Genomic DNA, 3710 nt, shown 5'->3' on the forward strand with positions numbered 1-3710 from the left:
CCGGCGAGTACTTACTGGGTGGCGCCACTTCGTCCTCGTTTCCTTGTTCAGGACAACCCTATTGGGTGCCTGTCCGGAAACCTCGTGGCCCCTCAATCGTGCTCTCGTGTCTTGTGGCGGCGAAGGTTGAGCGCGTGCCTCCCGACAACGGGAGCGCCTCGACCTGGCCGGAGGCGCCGTAGCATTACATGTTCTGGCAGGCCCCCGCTTTGAACTCCGCTATGGGGACAGTGACTTCGGATTCATCACCATTGTCCGAGATTTTGTCGTAGCGGACTTTTCCTGGGCTGAGCCGGTCCCGGTCGCTTGGGGTGAAGGAGATGCTGCTCGATGACCACGAGTTGTCCTTGGTCCAGCCGTAGAGGGCATACGTGGTCTTGGCGGCGAGCGGAGTGAGGGATCTGGTCGCGGTCCAGCCGGCGGCAGGAGAATCGAGGGTCCAGGTGGTAAGACCGGCCCTGAGGGGGCGGTCGGCGGTCCATGAACCGACCGTGACCGTCTTGTTGGCGTCGTCGCTGTCCACGTAGAGGGTCGCGCCATCGATCTGATGTCCGCAGACCATCATGACACCGAGCAGATGGCCGTCGCCGGTCACGGAGATGCCGGCGACGGCATCGACGGGAACCGTGCATCCTGAGGTTCCGGCCAGCGCAACGCCGATCGCGACGGCGCCGACGAAGCGCCGGAACACCGCCCGTGAAGTGATCGACCACATGCTTAGCCCCCTCCCCTCGAATGGTAGGGGCGAGCGACGTCGGGCCGCAGCCTCGCCACCCACCCGTTGCGCGCTCGTTGTTGCCTTTGATCGGTGGTATGCGGAAACGGGTGCGGCCGCCGTTGATCATCGGTGTGTGAAGCCAGAAGATCAGGCGGTGGCCGCAGGTCACAGCATAGATGCCGCCCTCTGGCAGGACATGTTCGAAGTCCTGATGGGCCGCATCGCGGGACGGTTCACCCGAGTGGAGCCACGGCGGCGGGCGCGGGAGTTCGTGCTCGGGCTCTTGTCGGACCTGCCACGCAAGAATTGCTGGACGCTGGCCGAGCACGCTGGCGATGCGAACCCGTACGGCCTGCAGCATCTGCTGTCGAGGGCGAAGTGGGATGCCGATGCGGTCCGAGACGATCTGCGCAGCTTCGTCGTCGAGCAACTGCTTGATGAGGATGCGGTGTTGGTGGTCGATGAGACCGGTGACCTAAAGAAGGGCACCGCCACGGTCGGCGTGCAGCGCTAATACACTGGCACTGCCGGACGCATCGAGAACAGCCAGGTTGCCGTCTACCATGCTCTTCTACCGGTGGTTCGTTGGATTCGGTGGTGGCGTGGGTTGACGGCAGGTCAGGGCGGTCGTAGGCCGGTGGTAGGAGTCAACTGCCTTGCTGGGGGTGGAAGATGACCGCTCGGCGTCCGTGTCCGCCTGTGCCGGGGCCGTTGGAGGAGTACGCGGCCCGGTTCGACGACATCTTCTTCAGCCTGGCCCAGCGGCGGGGGTTTCGCTAGTACCTGACCGGGCTGCTGGCGCCGCGGGAGCGGAACAAGACGATCACCTGCCTGGCAGGGGCGGAACCGGTGGCCGGTGCGGGGATGCCGGGGGTGCAGCGGCTGCAAGTTCTTCCTGTCCGAGTCGCCCTGGGAGGCCGAGCAGGTCAACGACCGGCGGCTTGAGCTGCTGCGCGAGGAGCCGGCGACGGCTCCGCACGACGGCGGGGTCATCGTGATCGACGATTCCGGGGACCGCAAGGACGGCACGGCGACCGCGCTCGTGGGCCGGTAGTGGTTGGGCAGGCTGGGCAAGACGGACAACGGCATCGTCACGGTGACCACGGTGTGGACCGACGGACGCGTGTACTACCCGCTGCACGCGCAGCCGTACACCCCTGCCCACCACTTCGACCGCGGCCGCTCCGATCCGGCCTTCCGTACGAAACCGCAGCTGGCCGCTGCCCTCGCGGCCCGCGGGAAGGAGGCGGGCTTCGGCTGCCGGGCGGTGGTCGCCGACTGCGCCTACTCCGTGAGTGACGACTGGTTCCTTACGCTACGCCCACTGGTCACCTCGCATGAAGCAGCTGATCACCGACAACGACGACCCCTATGTGGACCGCCCGATCTTCGCCCTGCCCGTGCCACACACCTGGCAGCACAATCCGACCGTGACCCTGCTCGGCGACGCCGCCCACCTCATGCCACCGCTGGGCGCCGGCGTCAACCTCGCCATGCTCGACGCGAGCGACCTCGCCCTGTCCCTGGCGAAGGCGGCGACCGTCGACGACGCCCTCCACGCCTACGAGAAGACCATGCTTCCCCGCTCGATCGAGAATGCCCAGGCCCTCGAAGGCGGCGCCGAGCACCTGTTGGCCAGCGAGTTCCCCGACTTCGGCGACGACGCCCCCCAGCGTTGAAAACCCGCCACCAACTGCTGGGATTCATTTGCAGTGCTTCGGCCTTCAGGACTCTGCTAAAGGTCCGAAGGCGAGGACGGCGGCCTCCTCGGAGGGGGTAGCCGATGCCTGGCCGGACGCGTCGACCTCGTGCAGGGAGACCTCGATATTGAAGGCCGATTCCTCCGGCCTGAACCGTTGGATCGTGTACGTCCGTACCCGCGGGCGCCGCTGACCACCCTGCAGGGTGAGCTGGAGATCCTCCGCTCACTACTGGGCAGGAACACGTTACTGCCATCGGCGGGGTCCTTGAAGAACAGATGGCCAGCCTGGTCGAAGCCGGTCTGTCGCAGGTGCCGGACGTCGTCTCCACCCAGCGTGACGGTCATGAAGTGCGGGCTGGTCTGCTTGCTGGCCTGAACGGTCAATGACAGCATCCCCCGCTTGCTCGGACGTTGCGCGGAGTCATGACCGTCCGCCTCCGCGCAGGATCATGCTCGTAGCAGGGTTCACGCAGCAACTGTCTGCCTCGGCGCACATGGGTGACCACCCGTAAAGTGACCTTCAATGCCAAAAGACCGCCAACCTTCACGAGCGCCGTCCGGTAGAGACGCCCCGCCCCTGCAGGGGGCCGGGTGGCTGCCACACGGCTACCAACTCGACGCGCACTCGCACCCCGACGGGCAGCTCGTCTACGCCGCCGCAGGCGCACTTGCCACGGTCACGGAACGCGGAGCGTGGGTCGCACCGGCCAACCGTGTCACCTGGACGCCCCCGCATTTCGCACACTCCCACCGCTTCTACGGCCGGACCGACGTACGTGTTCTCCACGTCCCGCTCGACCTGTGCGCGCACCTTGTGGACCACCCCAGTGTCTTCGCAGTCAGTCCTCTGCTGCGAGAAGCGCTCCTCGCCCTCACCGATAGCCCCGAGCGGCGCCCCGGTGCCCACCGGCGGCTACTCGCGGTCATTGTGGATGAGCTTGCCGACGCCGTCGAGCAATCCCTCCACCTCCCCGAAGCCAACGACGACCGGCTCCGCGCGGCCACCGCGCTCCTGCACGAGGACCCTGCCCAGCCCGCAACCCTTACCGAACTGGGCCGCAGGGTGGGTGCCAGCGAACGCACCCTGAGCCGCCTGTTCCACACCGAGCTGGGCATGAGCTTCCATCGTTGGCGCACCACCCTGCGCATCCACCATGCGCTGGCCCGCTTGACCGATGGGATGTCGGTGACCGAGTGAGGGGCCTCGCGTTTTCCGGACAGGCTTCTGACCGTTTATTTCACGCGGCGATTCGCAACTTCTCGTACTCGGCGTGGACTTCGCGCGGAGGG

General features: G+C 66.5%; 3 protein-coding genes and 5 pseudogenes. 5 read left to right on the forward strand and 3 right to left on the reverse strand.

Annotated elements, in window-relative coordinates; all coding sequences use genetic code 11:
• Positions 1 to 182, forward strand: a pseudogene (locus tag ACWCQ1_RS51685) (hypothetical protein); the annotation flags it as partial.
• A gap of 2 nt (positions 183 to 184) precedes the next feature.
• Here ACWCQ1_RS51685 and ACWCQ1_RS51690 read toward each other — a convergent pair.
• The gene (locus ACWCQ1_RS51690) at positions 185 to 715 is read right to left on the reverse strand and encodes a hypothetical protein (protein WP_451030086.1); all 531 of its coding nucleotides are present in this window, start codon (positions 713 to 715) and stop codon (positions 185 to 187) included.
• 214 nt (positions 716 to 929) lie between these two features.
• Between ACWCQ1_RS51690 and ACWCQ1_RS51695 the strand changes: the two are divergent.
• From ACWCQ1_RS51695 to ACWCQ1_RS51705, 3 pseudogenes are all read left to right on the forward strand, one after another.
• Positions 930 to 1229 (forward strand): annotated as a pseudogene (locus ACWCQ1_RS51695) (transposase); the annotation flags it as partial.
• Between the two features lie 161 nt (positions 1230 to 1390).
• Positions 1391 to 2040, forward strand: a pseudogene (locus ACWCQ1_RS51700) (IS701 family transposase); the annotation flags it as partial.
• Positions 2032 to 2397: pseudogene (locus ACWCQ1_RS51705) on the forward strand (FAD-dependent oxidoreductase); the annotation flags it as partial. The pseudogenes ACWCQ1_RS51700 and ACWCQ1_RS51705, both read left to right, overlap by 9 nt.
• A 45-nt stretch (positions 2398 to 2442) precedes the next feature.
• Here the strand turns inward: ACWCQ1_RS51705 and ACWCQ1_RS51710 are convergent.
• Positions 2443 to 2622: a siderophore-interacting protein gene (locus ACWCQ1_RS51710; RefSeq protein ID WP_451030088.1), complete on the reverse strand. Its 180-nt coding sequence runs from the start codon at positions 2620 to 2622 to the stop codon at positions 2443 to 2445.
• 77 nt (positions 2623 to 2699) lie between these two features.
• Positions 2700 to 2813: pseudogene (locus ACWCQ1_RS51715) on the reverse strand (siderophore-interacting protein); the annotation flags it as partial.
• Between the two features lie 535 nt (positions 2814 to 3348).
• On the opposite strand from ACWCQ1_RS51715, the gene ACWCQ1_RS51720 reads away from it, so the two are divergent.
• Positions 3349 to 3618, forward strand: coding sequence for a helix-turn-helix domain-containing protein (locus ACWCQ1_RS51720; RefSeq protein ID WP_451030087.1), 270 nt, complete (start codon positions 3349 to 3351; stop codon positions 3616 to 3618).
• The last annotated feature ends 92 nt before the right edge of the window (positions 3619 to 3710 follow it).

The sequence above is a fragment of the Streptomyces sp. NPDC002144 genome, from assembly GCF_053593695.1.

Bases quoted from the DNA above. Each gene is read 5' to 3' on its own strand.
- ACWCQ1_RS51690 (WP_451030086.1), bottom strand. From the start codon at position 715: ATGTGGTCGATCACTTCACGGGCGGTGTTCCGGCGCTTCGTCGGCGCC.